This is a genomic window from Mucilaginibacter sp. P5_A6 (genome assembly GCF_056400585.1).
Window position 1 is genome coordinate 56,455 of sequence record NZ_JBFUKZ010000003.1, and the last position, 13,550, is coordinate 70,004.

Below are 13,550 nucleotides of genomic sequence, written 5' to 3' on the forward strand. Positions count from 1 at the left end.
TTAAACCAGTTCAATTTGCCATGACCAACAACAGCACAACCAGGTTTAGCAACCGGGTAAACGACTATGTAAAGTACCGCCCACACTATCCCAAAACAATTGTGGAATTTTTGGAAGATAATTATGAACTGTCCACCGGCAAACTCATCGCCGATATTGGGGCTGGTACCGGCATTTCCACCGCCTTATTCCTGGATGCCGGATACAAAGTTATCGCCGTTGAACCCAACCAGGAAATGCGCGAAAAGGCGGTTGAACTATTGGGCAACTATCCGGGCTTCAAAGCGATGAACGGCACCGCCGAAAACACCGGACTGGAGACCGGCAGCATCGACTTTATTATAGCCGGCCAGGCCTTCCACTGGTTTGATGCTGAAAAAACGAAAACTGAATTTAAAAGGATCTTAAAACCCGGTGGTATTGTTGCCCTGATATGGAACGAAAGAAAAACGCAATCGGCCTTTGAAATAGAATATGACCGTTTGATAGTTAATCATGGCAGGGACTACGCTAAGGTGGATCATCGTAATATTGATGACGGGCATATCGGCGCTTTTTTTAATCCCGAACCATTTCAGCTGGAGGTATTTCAAAACAAACAGGTATTTGATTTTAACGGGTTAGCAGGCCGGTTACTTTCATCATCCTATATGCCGGCTAAGGATGAGGCAGGTTATGAACCTATGATGGCCGATCTTAAAGATCTTTTTGACAAGTACCAGCAGGATGATTTTATTACGATCAATTATGATACGAAGGTTTATGTAGGGAAATTGTAGTTCACTGTGCTTCAAAACTCAAAACTTAAACCCATATTTACCCTCATGAAGCGGGCTATCGTTTTAAGCTTATCGGGTATCGGTTTAATTATACTCTGCTCCTCCTGGGGCTTCTTCGCCCATTATCGCATTAACCGCATGGCCGTTTACACCCTACCTAAGGGCATGGCGGTTTTTTACAAGGCCAATATCAATTACATTGTTGAACACGCTGTAAGCGCCGATAAACGCCGCTATGTAGATTCTTCGGAGATACCCAGGCACTTTTTTGATGCCGACCATTATGGTAAAAAACCATGGACAGCCATGCCACAGAAATGGAAGGATGCCGCGGCAAAATATACTGCCGATACATTAGCTAAATATGGCACAGTTCCCTGGACCATACAATACCAGTATTACAAACTGGTGAGGGCATTTAAAGCCCATGATACCACAGCCATTCTCAACACATCGGCAAACCTGGGCCATTACATTGCGGATGCACATGTGCCGCTGCATCTTACACAAAACTACAACGGACAGCTAACCGGCCAAACCGGCATACACGCCCTATGGGAAAGCCGCATACCCGAGCTTTTTAGTGATAAGTATAATTTAAAAGCCGGCAAGGCCCGTTATATTGAAAATCCGTTGGCCGAGGCTTTCAGGATTTGCCGGGTATCATTTAAAAGTGTTGATTCGGTTTTGCGGTTTGAACGCGTATTAAGCAAAAACTTCCCTCCCGGTAAAAAGTACAGCATGGTACTGCATGGCAAAAGAGAAATAAAAGATTACTCGGAAACTTATAGCCTGGCCTATCAAAAAATGTTGAAGGGCATGATTGAACGGCAAATGAGGGCATCCATACTTTCTGTTGGCAGCTTCTGGTATTCGGCATGGGTTGATGCGGGGCAGCCAGATCTGCCTTCTGTTACAGTCAACATCAAAAAGTTAAAATACGTAGATCCCGTAAATTAAAACCGTGTTATTACGATTGTAAAAAGGATTATATCAGCTGCAAATTTTGTAACTTTAATTAGTCTTAAATTACCGTATCCACATGAAAAAGCTAATTCTGATCATACCATTGCTGGCAGGTTGCCTTCAATTGGTATCGGCCCAAACCTGCAGCCAGTTCATTAATACCCTTAATGGCAAAAAGCTCACCTACTCCAACCAAAATGCCGATGGCAAAGCACTGGGAAAATTTATTTACAGTACCACAAAAAAAGATGAATCAACGGCGACTGTTCATACCGAAATGTTTGATAAGGCAAATAAGGCTATCGGCACGGGCGATTCAGAATTAATATGCGCAGGGCAATCCATTAAAATGGATATGAAGGCATTTATACCGGCCTCATCGATGAAGCAGTTCAGCAATATGCAAATGACCGGCGATGCTAAATACCTTACCTACCCTGTTGATCTTAAAGCAGGCCAAAAACTGGATGATGGAACTGTAACTATTAACATTGGCAACAACGGTCAGCAAATGGGGAACATGCAACTCAATATTGTTAACCGTAATGTTGAGCAAACCGAAAACGTAAGCACTCCGGCAGGCAGTTTTGATTGCTTTAAAATAACCTATGATGTTAATTTTAAAATGACCATGATGGGCATCGGGATCCCTTTTAATATAAAAACGACAGAATGGTACTCGCCCAAACTTGGTCGTTTTGTAAAATCAGAAAGCTATAAGGGTGATAAAATGATAGGCCGGATGACACTTGAAGCTATCAATTAGCATCCGTACCCAATTATTGAACAACGCGTTCCTTAACACTCCTGTTAGCTATAGCCGCATAAATTGGTGGAATAATAGATATAAGGATGATGGCGACACCAACCAGTGAGAAGTTCTTTTCAAAAAACGGAACCTTACCCAGCCATAATCCGGCAAAAAGGAAAACAATGATCCAGGAAGCGCCACCTATAATATTGTATAGGCTATACTTTAAAAACGGCATCCTGCCCACACCTGCCACAAAAGGTGCAATAGTGCGGATAATAGGCATAAACCTGCTGAAGATAACCGCCTTTGCGCCGTGCTTGTCAAAAAAGGCTTTGGTTTTTAAATAATACTCCAACTTTAATATCTTATTATGCTCTTTAAATACCCTGGCGCCTAAATAGTTGCCCAACAGGTAGTTTACGGTATTGCCGGCAAAGGCTGCTATAATCAGTATAATAGTTAGCAAATAAATATCAAGGCCCGATTTTTCGCCGGCTATAAGGGCGCCTGCAGCAAACAGTAAAGAGTCGCCGGGTAAAAATGGGGTAACTACAAAACCTGTTTCAGCAAAAATGATAGCAAATAATATCAGGTATGTCCAGCCCTGGTATGCGCTGGTTATTTGTACCAGGTGTTTATCAATATGCAGTATAAAATCGATGATGCTTTTTATTATTTCCACTTTTTTAAATTTTGCCCAAAAATAGGGATATAAAAAGAATTGCCACTATTGCGCAGCTTTTATCAATAAATTATTGGTTAAAACCGCCGCGCCAAAAGCAACAGAATCTGTACGTCCCACAATTCCCTGGGTATAAATAGTATAAGCGCGCCCATCAAGAACAGTTACATTTTTTAAGGTATACTCAATTTTTGAAGGAGTGGTGTGTACGTTTATGGTGAAATTATAATTGCCCGTAGGTATATCAATATATGGCGATAGGGTGTTAAACGTGCGGTTGCTAAATGCCAGTGTATCGTTTGCCCGCAGATCAAGATTGGCTGATCCGGGAGAAGTATGTGCAAACCTTATCTTCCCCCTTCCTATAGGCGGCACGGTGGCGGTATCCAGCGATAAGATTGAGTTTTTAATCGAGCTATCGGCCAGGTAACCGGTGATGAACAAGGTATATTTTGAGTTGCCCCTTAAAGCAGTATCAATTTGAAAAGGAATATTTACCGGAGCTGCCGTAGCGGTACGCAGTTGTAGTGGAGGTGTTAGTGTGCTCAGGAAAAAATAACCCGAATTACTGGGGTAAGTATAGGTAGTATTGTTTTCCCTTACTGTATTTTGGTATAAATATAAAGCGCCTACATCCGAAGATAAATTAATGATCTGCAACTGCGTATTTAATCCGGAGCTGGTTTTTGCTTTGCCGCATGATGATATAAAAGGTATCAGCATTACCAGCATCGTAAACATAAACAATGAAACCAATAAACCGCTTTTATTCTGATTAGTCATTAACGTACTTTTATTTGTTAGTTATAAGGCCGGTACCCAGGTTTGTGGCGCTCTTTATACTGCCATAGCCAAAATAGGTATAAATACCCCCGCCGGTTAATATTACGGTATCGCGGCGAACGGCTATTGTTGGCGCCGATGACTGATAAACAGCCAGATAAACCGTGTCTGCATCAACCAATACGTAGTTTGTTGTTGTTTTATAACCAATGCCTGTAAATTTTGTCGCGTTTAGTGTTCCCTCAAACTTTAAATCAAGTGTACCTGCATCGGGCGAAGCATTTACAAACCGGAGCTTTGCCTTACCACCGGTATCGGCAACCAATACATCGGTAGTTTTAAAAATGTCATTTTCGGTTGCCCCGGCTACGTATAAGGAGTATACCGAATCTGCGCTGAAATTGAGCGATTTACTAAACGACGGAACCGAATTATTATTGATCTTGACCGAGTAATTTTGTGTTCCGGCTAAAATATCAACATAGCCCAATGTTCCGCCTGGATAATAGGTAGTGGTATTATTAATGCGGGTTCCGTTTAAATAAAAATTAATATTGTTTGCTGATGCGTTAATTAAATTAACACTGGTTGTTGATGTGGTTGCGGCTGCATCGTCACTTTTTTTACAGGATGCCCAACATGCCACAGCTGCAATAAAAAACAAAACCTTTATCCTGGTATCCATATTAATTATAAGCTATATAACTGCTTACCGTAATTTTTGTTATCCACGGCGAACAAAAAAGTCCGGTTTTTAAAGCCGGACTCGATTTTGGATTTATAATTTAAGTTTACACTTAAGCATAACTATTGAGCATAACCGGCATAACCAGCATCAGCACATCTTCATTTTCATCACCACCCTGTGGCAGCAGTAAGCCGGCACGGTTTGGAGTTGACATCTCCAAAGATACTTCTTCGCAACTTAAATTCTTCAACATTTCTATTAAAAAACGTGCATTGAAGCCAATTTCCATATCATCGCCCTCATACTGGCAGCTTAAACGCTCATGGGCTTCGTTAGCAAAGTCAATATCTTCTGACGAGATATTTAGTTCGCTACCGTTTATTTTAAGCCTTACCTGGTGGGTTGTTTTGTTGGCATAAATAGCCACACGATTTAACGATCCAAGAAAGGTAAGCCTGTCGATAGTTAATTTATTAGGATTATTTTGCGGAATAACAGCTTCATAATCAGGATAACGCTCGTCAATTAAGCGGCAAACCAGGTTAATATTGCTAAACTTAAAGAAAGCGCTGGTTGAGTTATACTCAACAGATACATTCACATCATCATTTGGCAGCGATGATTTAAGCAGCGTTAACGCTTTTTTTGGCAAAATAAATGATGTTGTGCTTGCAGCTTTTGCATCTTTACGGCGGTAACGTACCAGTTTATGCGCATCGGTAGCTACAAATGTAAGGTATTGCGTACTCAGCTGGCAGTAAACGCCGGTCATGGCCGGGCGCAGTTCATCATTACTTACCGCAAAAATGGTTTTGTTGATAGCCTCGGCTAAAACAGATGCAGGTAAATTTACCGATGATGCATTTTCAACAACAGGAATTTTCGGAAAATCTTCACCATTTTCACCGCTTAGCTTGTATTTACCGTCGCCGGCATTTATTTCGATGGCGAAGGTATTATCATCAACCGAGAAAGCTACAGGCTGCTCAGGCAATGATTTTAAGGTCTCTAACAAAATACGCGATGGTATAGCTATCCGGCCGTTCTCTTTTGCTTCAACAGTTAAGGAAGTGGTCATGCTGGTTTGCAGGTCGGTAGCAGAAATGGTTAAGTTTCCTTCCTTTATCTCGAACAAAAAGTTTTCCAATATTGGCAATACAGTACTGTTGCTTAACGCGCCGCTTACTGCCTGCAGTTGTTTGAGTAAAGTTGTGGTAGAAACAATAAATCTCATATGGGTCTAATTAATCTATCAAAAATATAAAATTTAACGGGCATACTTCCGCTTGCGGATATAATGTTGAAAAATAGCACATATTAACACTAAAGCAATCGGGCCAACAGTGTTTACCAGTTGCCAGTACAGTTTTTCGTTACGAATACGTGCACGGTTCAACAGCCGGATCTTGATCTCCTTGGTGCGCAATGCAATCAGGCCCGAATCATCGGTCATATAATCGGCTATATTGAGCAGCAGGTTTTTGTTGCCGTAAGTTTGCTGCGTATAATGATCATATCCTAATGGATAAGGCGAACCATCTGTACCAATCTGGTTTTTCAGGATATCGCCATCACTTATCACAATCATTTTTGTGGGCACGCTTTCTGGCTGTATACTCACCGGTTCTTTTAAACTATCGGGCAATGGGCGGTTGCGCCAATCGGAAATAAATTTACCCTCTAACGATACAGCAACCGTTTTTGGTGTACCCTGGAAATCTTTAGGATTTGGCTCCTGCTCCAAAGCTTGCAACGACAGGATATGTGGCGCGCTTATTTTTTTATTATAGGGCGATGAGGTCAACAGGATAGTTTTTTTAACGTTTTTTGTTTCGAGCAAATCGATAGTACTTACAAATTCGCTGTGGATGGCATCCAGGTTTTTTACTACCGGGTGTTTGGATACCGGCATAAATAATGGGTTAAACAGCCATGGTAATAGCTGAATCTGGGCCTGCCCCCCAACATTACCGGTGCTTACGGGGATTGGTGAGCAGCTCATATCGGCAATAAGGTCATAATTAATGCGTACACCGTAACGAAAAAGCTGATCATCAAGGTTCAATTGTTTTGCAAAGGCCAGTTGCTCGCCGCCATGCCCGCGCAGGCTGTCCAATTCGGCGCTTACCTGGTCAATAGTCCACAATACACGGCCTCCGCGCATAATGTATTGATCCAGCTTAAATTTTTCAAGTTCAGTAAATCTCTTATCGGGTTTAGGGATCACCAGCAGTTTTAATTTTAACAGAACCGAAAACGGAATTGTTGTAAGGTCAATTCTACCCACTTTGTATCCATCCTCCAGGTCGGCCATGGCATAATGCAGTTGCAGATCTGAAAGCTCATGATGCCCTTCGGTAAAACCGATAAGAGGTTTTCCATTGGCCACAGCTTTTTTTATGGCTGATGAAAAGGCATATTCCAAATTTTGAATTGAATTATTAATTGACTCGTCATCTGATAAACCGATACGCCGTTGTAATAAATTTACAGCAACCTCATTTCCGTTGGAAGAAACCAAAGCCGATGAAACCAACACTTTCTGAATCACCCCGTCGTCGGTTTTAAAACTCCAGCTTTGAGGAGTTAAACCTTTATCCGTTAAAGTTTGCAGCGCATTGTTTTGCTGCTCTTCGCTCAAACCTTTCAGCGGATCAACAAATTCAAACTGCAGCTTGCCATGGCTATAGGCCTGCAGATCACTTAACATATCTTTAGTAGCGCCCTGCAGGCGTTTAAACCCGGCAGGGAAGCCGCTACCCTGTAAATAAACAGTAACCTTAACCGATTTTGGAAGGCTATCCATTATTTGCCTGCTTACTGGCGATACGGTAAAACGCTTCTCGGTAGTAAAATCAAAACGGGTAAAGGCATATTGAGATAATACACCCAATGAAACAAATATGGCTAACAGGCTTACCATGATAGTTCCGCGTAATTTTTTTTGCCGCTGTTTTATCAGGATAAATAATGTTAACCAGGTAAATAAACCTGCCAATAGTATAAAGTAAACCAGGTCGCGGGTATCCAATACGCCACGGCTTACCGATTGATAATGTTGCGTGATACCCAGGGTTTGCAAGCCCAGTTCCTGCAAGGATAACAACTGGCTCAGTGAATCAAAGCCACTATAAAAAAAGAAACACAGGAAAACCGCAACGGTAAAAGCGATGATCTGATTTTTGGTAATAGATGAGGCAAACAAGCCAATAGCCGCAAATGCCGCCCCTAACAAAAACAAACCGATGTATGAACCTATAACCGCGCCCGTATCAATATTACCTTGCGGTGTGCCTAATGTACTTACAGAAAAATAGTAAACTAATGTGGGCAGTAACGCAAAAAGCACAATAAGCAAACAAGCCAGATATTTGCCGGTTACAATCTCCCAATCCTTCAAAGGGCGGGTAAATAACAGCTCAAAGGTGCCTTCCTTCCGTTCTTCGGCTAATGACTTCATGGTTATGGCCGGGATGAGGAACATGAAAAGGTAAGGCGCGGTACTAAAAAGACTCTCGAGCCCCGCGTACCCATAATCTAATATGCTTGAATCGGGAAATACCCAAAGGAATAAGCCTAACACCAGTAAAAACACACCAATGGTAACGTAGGCTACCAGCGAGCTGAGGTATGATGTTATTTCTTTTTTGAGGATGCTAAGCACTGCTATATATTTATGCTGAAACGCCGAAATTACAACAATAATATACTAAAGCAAAGCTGTACTTTTGAATTATAAAACTTAAAAATCGCCATAACAAAAAAGTCCCGGTAAATAATACCAAGACCTTATGTAAGGATATTTACTTTATAGTTTTTTAATAAAACTTAATATCCCAAATTACCAATTTCACTTACAGCAACCAACGAATAAATAAAAAGAGTTGCCGCCGCTACAGAACCCACTACCAGTGCAATTGTAGCGCCGGGTTTCTTTTTCCGCTYGGCAAAATTTACATTATKTGAATCCCAGTTTAAAACCTTACCCTGCTCATCAAAGGTGAATTTTATATACTTGTTATAGGGTGTAAATTTATCCATACTTACCGTATTATGATTTAAACTCCCGTAAACGGTGTTGTATGTTCCATTGATTGCCACTTTTGTTTTTGAATGAAGAAGGGCCGATGATGTATCACAATTGTAAAGCCATTCGGTAACGTGGTTTGCTTCTCTTTTTTCGTCGGGAAGTCCAAATTGTTTCATAACGTCGTCTTTAGTGTGATAACTTACCATAACCTGTTCATGGGAATGAATCAGCTTACTACAGCTGCACAAGCATAGCAAACCACCTAAGCCTGCTATTGCAATTAATAATGGTTTCATGATATTTCCTTTATTGGTAAGTAATTAAAGGGTCCGGAAATATTCCGGGCCCAACCTAATCATCATCAGAACCTGTATGCCAGGCGCATTCCGGCCTGCCCTATGGTCCCGCCATTTGACCATGCTTCATAACGTACACCAACTTCAAACCCTCCTTTAAATGAATAACCTAAACCTGGTGAGTAAACAAACGAGTTACCACCGCCCTCCTCTGTTGAAAATGCGGTACCGGCCTGCCCTTCTAAAAAAAATCCATCGCTCACATAACCCTTAATACCTGCTTTTACCGGAATAAAACCAAACGAAGATTTAACGCCAGGCTCCTTAAATTCACTTTTTATCTGCAATGATTCATAACCCGCAGATAAGGTAACAAATACGTTTTTTGAAAGCGGGTAATCGTACTTAAGTGAACCTCCTATACCAAAACTAAAAAAATCGGCTGCGTCTCCGGTAGGGAGGGTGCCGTCTACGCCAATGCTGAATTTCCCAGAACCGGTTGATGACTGGGCAAAACCGCTGAGTGCTGTTACGGCGAATAATGCTAATAAGAAAAACTTTTTCATGATGAAGGATTTAAAATGTTAACAATGATTTGTTTAATATCCCTAATGATATCTTAGTAAATCTACATACTTAAAACGCCGTATTAAAATGGAAAAACCGGCACACCATATATCTTATAGCAATAATTAATTACCTGTAATACAGAGTTTTGTAAACAGCTGCAATTATTACTACATTTATTGCTAATTATAACCTGCTACTCCATTTTTTACTAATAATTATGCGGTGGTGTATCAATAATTTCTAAAAAAAATTCCTGTAATAACCTCCATTATGGATAGTAACCATATACAACTGATTTTTTTTAATCATATTAAATCAAAACTTCCCACCCATCTTTCCTTTGTGGACGAGATAGCAGAGCTGCTGAACATTAGCAACGATAGCGCATACCGCCGTATAAGAGGCGAAAAACCGATAAGTTTAGATGAAATACAGGTGCTTTGCAATAAGTACAAGGTTTCTATCGACCAGCTATTCCAGGTACAAAACAATACAGTTATTTTTTCGGGCAATAAGGTTGATCCGATTTCATTTGGGTTTAATAATTACCTTAAGGACTTAGCAAATACGCTCACATTATTTAAAACAATTCAAAACCCACACGTTTATTTTTTTAACAAAGACGTATCTATCTTTTATTTCATGCAATTTCCTGAGCTAAGTGCATTTAAGTTCTTTTTCTGGAAACGTACGCTTATGGGTTACCCCGAACTGGCTAAGCAGCAATTTATTGGCGAAGAAGGCGACGGGGAAGCACATGAAACGGCAAAAGATATCATTAAACTATATACACAAATACCATCCACCGAAATATGGACCGAAGAAAGCATACATGTTACTATAAGGCAAATTGAGTTTTACAGGCATACAAACATTTTTGCCAATAAAGATATCCTGCTGAAAGTATATGCCCAACTGGATGAATTACTGAACCACGTAGAGATGCAGGCCGAAACAGGCCGAAAATTTATATACAAACAACCCGATATGCCCAACAGCGCGCCATTTCATATTTACATCAATGAATGCCTTATTGGTGATAATTCTCTTTTTGTGCGGGGCGACGACAGGCAAATCGCCTTCCTGAATCATAACGGGTTAAATTTTATGGGGACCCAGGATAAAAGCTTTTGCGACTACACATTTAAAAACCTGCAAAATATTATCAGCAAATCAACCCACATCAGTTTGGTAGGCGAAAAAGAAAGAAGTATGTTTTTTAATGTGCTGAGAAATAAAATTCATGAACGAACAAGGGATATTGTATAAAAGCTTAAAGCAGCATGCGCAGGGCTTAAAGCCAACATATTGCAAACAGCATACTTTTAAAACTTAACATGTAGCTTGTAAATATTTCATAAAAAAACCTGGTATGTAAATACCAGGGCTCATCAATACCTTTTTATATTGCTTACAAACCAATACTAAATGCCACGTGACAGGCAACCTGGTTGTAATTACCATAAGCACCGTCAACGTAGGAATTACCCATACCATCATTATAAATGATACTTTTGCTGCTTTCCAAACGGGTTTCATAAGCCAGGCTGAGATCCAGACCAAATTTTTGAGAAGAGCCAAACCTGAAGCCGTACCCAATACCTGGCGAAAGCGCCAATGCTACTGTTTGGCCGGTATAATTACTGTGGATGGAGTTAAGGTTAAAGGAGGCACCGGCAGCACCTTCAAAAAACAGTTTACCGGCATATACACGGGCACCTAACATAACGGGAGCAAATGATGCCAATGACCTATAGCTACTGCCATTGCTGCTGCTATAGCTGCTGTACCCAAAAAAGGAACTATATTTTGATACATAAAACTGATAAGCCGCCGAAACGGTAATACTTACCGGGCTTGACGCTATAGGATATTCAAGCTTTACATCTACACTGCCCGATGTGGGATAATCGCCGGAGTGTGATCCTATTGTGGCTCCGTTTCCAAAACCAGCGCTTAACCTGGGCGTACGTTCTGCATTGCCTCTAAAGGATTGGGCCTTGGCGCTAACAACAGCGCATATTAAAAGAAATAAAACGAGTAAAGTTTTTTTCATAATTATGATAATGAGTTTAAGTTTGGGCGAAAGTAAAAAATTAAATTTTATTTTAATCAATTGGTGAGGCAGGGAAATCGCTTTTGAAATATTTAAAGGGTCAAACGCCAGAAAAATCTATTAAATGAAACTGTTTGGCACAGCATATTGGCAAATAGCGATGGGTTTGAAACCCATCGCTATGGTGAAAGTTTTAATTTAATTTTAAAAGCGATTTCCCTGATTGGTGAGACTGATAAAAATACTTTCAAGTGTCCCATTATGGTTTTTACTCCGCAGGCCCTGCAGCGTATCATCAGCCACTATTTTTCCTTTATTAATGATGATCACCTTATCGCAAACCGCTTCAACCTCCTGCATAATATGGGTGGACAGGATGATGGTTTTTGTTTTACCCAGATCGGTAATTAACTGGCGGATGCCGATAAGCTGGTTAGGGTCAAGTCCCGAGGTTGGCTCATCCAGTATCAGCACATCCGGGTTATGAATAATAGCTTGTGCCAGCCCCACCCGCTGGCGGTAGCCTTTAGATAGCTGCCCTATTTTTTTATGCTGCTCGGGTCCCAGTCCGGTTTGTTCAATAACTTCGGCTATGCGCTTTTCGGGCTCCTGTATTTTGTGGATGCCTGCAATAAACGCCAGCGACTCTTTTACATACATATCCAGGTAAAGCGGGTTACTTTCGGGCAGGTAACCAATATGTTTGCGTACATCAAGCGATTGGCTTACCACATCAAATCCGCAAACGGATGCAGTACCCGATGTTTGGGGAATAAAGCCGGTAAGGATTTTCATGGTGGTTGATTTACCCGCTCCATTAGGCCCCAAAAAACCCAGTACACCTGGTCCGGCAGAAAAACTGATGCCATCAACCGCCTTTTGCTCGCCGTAAACTTTTGTTAATGTTTCTACCCGGATACTCATGGCGTAAAAATAGATTTTAGATGTGAGATATGAGATATGAGACGGAAGAATTTCGGATATCGGATTTTCGATTTGGGAATTACTTGTGATATGAATGCTTTGCCTGAACCGGAATTGCTCGCACAATTTCCTCGTTTTTCACTCACCTTTCAGCCACCGTTCAATCACCTTTTCACCCCTCTCCACTCACTACTAACTACTAACTACTCACCATTCACTCCTCACCACTCACCACTAACCACTAACTACTCACCGTCCCCTATTTCTCAAAAACAACGGCATCAATATCGGCTCCTAATTTGGTTAATGTTTCGGTTAGCTCTTCAACCATCGGGTCGGGGCCACAAACGTAGAAGTGCTTTTTGAAATCCTTTACTTCCGTCTTTAAAAACTCAGCATCAATCCGGCGGTGATCATGCTCGCCGCCCTCTTGCTGGGTGGTTGTAAAATGGGCATTATCGCCAAGCATCAGTTTAAGTTCATCGGCAAGAATGATATCCTCATCCGTTTTGTTGGAGAAGAACAGCACGTTCCCTTCCAGTTTATCTTCCTTATATAACTGCCTTAAAATGGCTATAAAGGGGGTTATCCCCGCACCGCCCGCTATAAAATAACCGGGGCCTTTATATTCAATGGCGCCCCAGGCATCACGCAGTATTAATTCGTCGCCTATATTTAATTTGCTTAACTGGTTGGTAACGCCGTCGTCGCTATCAGGGTATATTTTAATGGTGAACTCCAGGTAAGGGTCGTCAACAAGACAGGTAAAGGTGAAGGGATTTTTTTTGTCCTTCCAGCCATCCTTGTTAATAGACAGCTCCGTTGCCTGCCCGGGTGTAAAAGTAAACCCGGCAGGCTTTTGCAGCCTGAACTGTTTTACATTATGGGTTACATATTGGGTTGATATGATTTTTACTATGGTTTCCATGCGGCAATTAGTTGTATATAGTACAATAAACTTTTGCCCGATAAGTTTTAGCAAATACCCTGTTTTAGTGTCATTTTAAGGGCGTTGCCCACAC

General features: G+C 41.2%; 14 protein-coding genes. 4 read left to right on the forward strand and 10 right to left on the reverse strand.

Annotation, left to right across the window (positions count from 1 at the left end; all coding sequences use genetic code 11):
• Positions 1 to 20 precede the first annotated feature (20 nt).
• The 3 genes from AC1DO4_RS04375 (at position 21) to AC1DO4_RS04385 (ending at position 2,511) form a co-directional block, all read left to right on the forward strand.
• The gene (locus AC1DO4_RS04375) at positions 21 to 779 is read left to right on the forward strand and encodes a class I SAM-dependent methyltransferase (protein ID WP_477413317.1); all 759 of its coding nucleotides are present in this window, start codon (positions 21 to 23) and stop codon (positions 777 to 779) included.
• 45 nt (positions 780 to 824) lie between these two features.
• The gene (locus tag AC1DO4_RS04380; RefSeq protein ID WP_477413319.1) at positions 825 to 1,739 is read left to right on the forward strand and encodes a zinc dependent phospholipase C family protein; all 915 of its coding nucleotides are present in this window, start codon (positions 825 to 827) and stop codon (positions 1,737 to 1,739) included.
• Between the two features lie 82 nt (positions 1,740 to 1,821).
• Positions 1,822 to 2,511: a TapB family protein gene (locus AC1DO4_RS04385; RefSeq protein ID WP_477413321.1), complete on the forward strand. Its 690-nt coding sequence runs from the start codon at positions 1,822 to 1,824 to the stop codon at positions 2,509 to 2,511.
• A 13-nt stretch (positions 2,512 to 2,524) separates the two neighbouring features.
• Here the strand turns inward: AC1DO4_RS04385 and AC1DO4_RS04390 are convergent, their stop codons facing one another.
• The 7 genes from AC1DO4_RS04390 to AC1DO4_RS04420 all read right to left on the reverse strand — a co-directional run bounded on the left by AC1DO4_RS04390 (position 2,525) and on the right by AC1DO4_RS04420 (position 9,544).
• Positions 2,525 to 3,181 (reverse strand): VTT domain-containing protein, encoded by a 657-nt coding sequence (locus tag AC1DO4_RS04390; protein ID WP_477413323.1) that lies wholly within the window; start codon positions 3,179 to 3,181, stop codon positions 2,525 to 2,527.
• A gap of 45 nt (positions 3,182 to 3,226) precedes the next feature.
• Positions 3,227 to 3,964, reverse strand: coding sequence for a DUF4397 domain-containing protein (locus AC1DO4_RS04395; RefSeq protein WP_477413325.1), 738 nt, complete (start codon positions 3,962 to 3,964; stop codon positions 3,227 to 3,229).
• Between the two features lie 10 nt (positions 3,965 to 3,974).
• Positions 3,975 to 4,649 (reverse strand): DUF4397 domain-containing protein, encoded by a 675-nt coding sequence (locus tag AC1DO4_RS04400; RefSeq protein ID WP_477413327.1) that lies wholly within the window; start codon positions 4,647 to 4,649, stop codon positions 3,975 to 3,977.
• 112 nt (positions 4,650 to 4,761) lie between these two features.
• Complete coding sequence (dnaN, locus tag AC1DO4_RS04405) at positions 4,762 to 5,886, reverse strand: DNA polymerase III subunit beta (protein ID WP_477413329.1); 1,125 nt, start codon at positions 5,884 to 5,886, stop codon at positions 4,762 to 4,764.
• A gap of 33 nt (positions 5,887 to 5,919) precedes the next feature.
• Positions 5,920 to 8,316 carry a gliding motility-associated ABC transporter substrate-binding protein GldG gene (gene gldG, locus AC1DO4_RS04410; RefSeq protein WP_477413331.1) on the reverse strand — a complete coding sequence of 799 codons (2,397 nt, stop codon included), beginning with the start codon at positions 8,314 to 8,316 and terminating at the stop codon, positions 5,920 to 5,922.
• Between the two features lie 164 nt (positions 8,317 to 8,480).
• Positions 8,481 to 8,978 (reverse strand): hypothetical protein, encoded by a 498-nt coding sequence (locus tag AC1DO4_RS04415; RefSeq protein WP_477413333.1) that lies wholly within the window; start codon positions 8,976 to 8,978, stop codon positions 8,481 to 8,483.
• A gap of 65 nt (positions 8,979 to 9,043) precedes the next feature.
• Positions 9,044 to 9,544: an outer membrane beta-barrel protein gene (locus AC1DO4_RS04420; protein WP_477402092.1), complete on the reverse strand. Its 501-nt coding sequence runs from the start codon at positions 9,542 to 9,544 to the stop codon at positions 9,044 to 9,046.
• A gap of 274 nt (positions 9,545 to 9,818) precedes the next feature.
• Here AC1DO4_RS04420 and AC1DO4_RS04425 point away from each other — a divergent pair, with 274 nt between their 5' ends.
• Positions 9,819 to 10,817 carry a helix-turn-helix domain-containing protein gene (locus AC1DO4_RS04425; protein WP_477413335.1) on the forward strand — a complete coding sequence of 333 codons (999 nt, stop codon included), beginning with the start codon at positions 9,819 to 9,821 and terminating at the stop codon, positions 10,815 to 10,817.
• Between the two features lie 142 nt (positions 10,818 to 10,959).
• Here the strand turns inward: AC1DO4_RS04425 and AC1DO4_RS04430 are convergent, their stop codons facing one another.
• From AC1DO4_RS04430 to AC1DO4_RS04440, 3 genes are all read right to left on the reverse strand, one after another.
• A complete protein-coding gene (locus tag AC1DO4_RS04430) occupies positions 10,960 to 11,604 on the reverse strand; it encodes a hypothetical protein (protein ID WP_477413337.1) in 645 nt (214 codons plus the stop codon).
• A gap of 204 nt (positions 11,605 to 11,808) precedes the next feature.
• Positions 11,809 to 12,528 (reverse strand): ATP-binding cassette domain-containing protein, encoded by a 720-nt coding sequence (locus tag AC1DO4_RS04435; RefSeq protein WP_477413339.1) that lies wholly within the window; start codon positions 12,526 to 12,528, stop codon positions 11,809 to 11,811.
• A 259-nt stretch (positions 12,529 to 12,787) separates the two neighbouring features.
• Positions 12,788 to 13,456, reverse strand: a complete 669-nt coding sequence (locus tag AC1DO4_RS04440; RefSeq protein WP_477413341.1) for a flavodoxin reductase — start codon at positions 13,454 to 13,456, stop codon at positions 12,788 to 12,790.
• Positions 13,457 to 13,550 lie beyond the last annotated feature (94 nt).

What these genes read in the sequence shown, in the direction of transcription:
- AC1DO4_RS04375 (WP_477413317.1), top strand. Translation starts at nt 21, where the DNA reads ATGACCAACAACAGCACAACCAGGTTTAGCAACCGGGTAAACGACTAT.
- AC1DO4_RS04380 (WP_477413319.1), top strand. Translation starts at nt 825, where the DNA reads ATGAAGCGGGCTATCGTTTTAAGCTTATCGGGTATCGGTTTAATTATA.
- AC1DO4_RS04385 (WP_477413321.1), top strand. Translation starts at nt 1,822, where the DNA reads ATGAAAAAGCTAATTCTGATCATACCATTGCTGGCAGGTTGCCTTCAA.
- AC1DO4_RS04395 (WP_477413325.1), bottom strand. Translation starts at nt 3,964, where the DNA reads ATGACTAATCAGAATAAAAGCGGTTTATTGGTTTCATTGTTTATGTTT.
- AC1DO4_RS04400 (WP_477413327.1), bottom strand. Translation starts at nt 4,649, where the DNA reads ATGGATACCAGGATAAAGGTTTTGTTTTTTATTGCAGCTGTGGCATGT.
- dnaN (WP_477413329.1), bottom strand. Translation starts at nt 5,886, where the DNA reads ATGAGATTTATTGTTTCTACCACAACTTTACTCAAACAACTGCAGGCA.
- AC1DO4_RS04420 (WP_477402092.1), bottom strand. Translation starts at nt 9,544, where the DNA reads ATGAAAAAGTTTTTCTTATTAGCATTATTCGCCGTAACAGCACTCAGC.
- AC1DO4_RS04425 (WP_477413335.1), top strand. Translation starts at nt 9,819, where the DNA reads ATGGATAGTAACCATATACAACTGATTTTTTTTAATCATATTAAATCA.
- AC1DO4_RS04430 (WP_477413337.1), bottom strand. Translation starts at nt 11,604, where the DNA reads ATGAAAAAAACTTTACTCGTTTTATTTCTTTTAATATGCGCTGTTGTT.
- AC1DO4_RS04435 (WP_477413339.1), bottom strand. Translation starts at nt 12,528, where the DNA reads ATGAGTATCCGGGTAGAAACATTAACAAAAGTTTACGGCGAGCAAAAG.
- AC1DO4_RS04440 (WP_477413341.1), bottom strand. Translation starts at nt 13,456, where the DNA reads ATGGAAACCATAGTAAAAATCATATCAACCCAATATGTAACCCATAAT.